Raw genomic sequence first — 2,038 nt, forward strand, 5'->3', positions numbered from 1 at the left:
CTTTTCTGGGTCTTGTTGGTGGGTTTGTTTTTTTTTATTATGCCCCGGGCGGTGCCCCCCCGGGGGGGGGGGCCCCCCCCCCCGCGCCCCCCCCCCGCTCCGGGGCACGTCCCCGCGTACCTCTTCTCAGCAACACCGCTTCCAGGGAGCTGTTTCCATGAGCGCCGAGACCCCTGCCTCCCACGGAGTCCCCAAGCAGGACAACCGGTTCAAGGTCTGGCGGCAGACCCGGCCCTTCTGGGCGGGACTGCTCACCATCCTCGGTGGTCTGCCGATCGCCTACCTCCCCTACGGGGACATGAGACTCGGCAACATCACCATGGCGATGAAGACGACCGCCGGATCCGGCGCGCTGATCATCGGCGTCCTGCTCATCACACTCGGCCTGACGATGTGGTACCAGCCCATCGTCCGGGTGTTCGCGGGCATCGCGACGATCGTGCTGGGGCTGGTCTCCATTCCCGTGTCGAACTTCGGCGGTCTCGTCATCGGGTTCCTGCTCTCCCTCATCGGCGGCGGCATGTCCGTCGCCTGGGCACCCGCGCCGCCGGTCGAAGAGGTCGTCGACACCGAGGACGACGGTGAGCCGGAGGCATTCGCCGAGACCGAGGCCCTGTACGCCGCCGGCGTCCCTGAGCAGCGCGAGGCGGAGCACCACCTGACCGAAACGACGACCGACGCCAACGGCGGGAGGAACAGTGCGGGGTGACGAGACTCAGTCGGCGCTCGCGAAGGGGGGACCGCGGCACGCGGCCCCGCGCAAGACGCTGCTGAACAGGATCCAGGGCCCGGCGGGCAAGGCGATGGCGCTGGCCGCCATGCCGACCGCGGTGCTCGTGGGCATGGGCCTCGCGCCCAGCCCCGCCCTCGCCGACGAGAAGGACATCCCCTTCGCCCCCGGCCCCTGCGTGACGCGCTCCGACGAGCCGACGCCGGAGGCCACGGAGACCACGAAGCCGACCGAGACCGCGAAGCCGACGGACACCCCCTCGGCCACGCCCTCCGCCACCGCCACCGTGACGCCGACGCCGACCGCGACGGCGACCGGGCAGACGGCCGCGCCGCAGACGCAGGAGCGGGCCAAGGTCGGCGCGCCGACCGCGACGCCGAGCGCCACGCCCACCCCGAGCGCCACGCCCACGCCGACGAAGTCGAAGAACCCGCTCGACCCGCTGGGCCTGGGCGACGCCCTCAAGGACCTCTTCGACGGCCCGGACCCGAAGCCGTCGGCCACGCCCACGACGGCGGCGCCGACGACCCAGGCGCCGGCCCGCCCTGCGGCCGACGACGCCCCGGCCGCGACCACCGCGCCGACCCCGGCGGCCACCGCCACCACCGCGGCGAAGCCCGCCGCGGACCCGGCGGCCGACGAGACGAAGGCCGCGATCCGCAAGGCGGCCCAGAAGGCCGGCGTCGAGACCTCGGAGCTGTCGGAGAAGGCCAAGGGCCTCGACGTCACGGCGGACGAGGACATACCCGAGGGCGCCAAGCCCCGCTTCCCGTGCCCCGAGCGCGACGCCGCGGCCCTCGCCGCCGCCGACCTGGAGCCCGGCCTCGCCCTGCTTCCGGACGAGCCGTGGCGCCTGGAGAGCTCGCTGCTCACCCTCAAGGGCCTCAAGTACCACGGCATCGTCGAGGTGAAGACCTACGGCGGCAAGATCAAGAAGGTCCTGAAGTTCACCGCCACCGGCGTGGACATCAAGGACCTGCACCAGATGACGGAGCACACCGAGGGAGTGGCGCACGTCCGGTCCGCCCAGGGCTCGACGTCGACCATCACCGACGGCACCGTGACGATGTACACGGAGGAGCTCAAGGGCAACCTCCTCGGCATCATCCCGATCACCTTCGGCCCCGAGTCCCCGCCCCCGCTCGACCTCCCGTACGTCTTCTTCACCAACGTGAAGCTCAAGCAGGCCGGCCAGTTCGGCGGCACGCTCCGCGTCAAGAGCCTCCGCAACACCGTCGAGGCGAACTGACCCCCGTACCACTCCGGGAGCCGCACACGGCGAAGCCCCCGTCCGCACCGGACGGGGGC

The 2,038-nt window shown here is 71.9% G+C and carries 2 protein-coding genes; both read left to right on the top strand.

From position 1 onward, the window contains the following. Window positions 1–157: 157 nt before the first annotated feature. Complete coding sequence (locus tag ACFCY7_RS40365; RefSeq protein WP_376491067.1) at window positions 158–709, top strand: DUF6114 domain-containing protein; 552 nt, start codon at window positions 158–160, stop codon at window positions 707–709. Further along, entirely contained in the window at window positions 699–1,979 is a 1,281-nt protein-coding gene (locus ACFCY7_RS40370; RefSeq protein WP_376491068.1) for a hypothetical protein, read from the top strand. The genes ACFCY7_RS40365 and ACFCY7_RS40370 overlap by 11 nt, the downstream gene beginning before the upstream one ends. Window positions 1,980–2,038: the final 59 nt, after the last annotated feature.

Origin of the sequence: Streptomyces sp. NPDC056361, assembly GCF_042262805.1 — a bacterium.
Lineage (GTDB): Bacteria > Actinomycetota > Actinomycetes > Streptomycetales > Streptomycetaceae > Streptomyces.

What these genes read in the sequence shown, in the direction of transcription:
- ACFCY7_RS40365 (WP_376491067.1), top strand. Translation starts at nt 158, where the DNA reads ATGAGCGCCGAGACCCCTGCCTCCCACGGAGTCCCCAAGCAGGACAAC.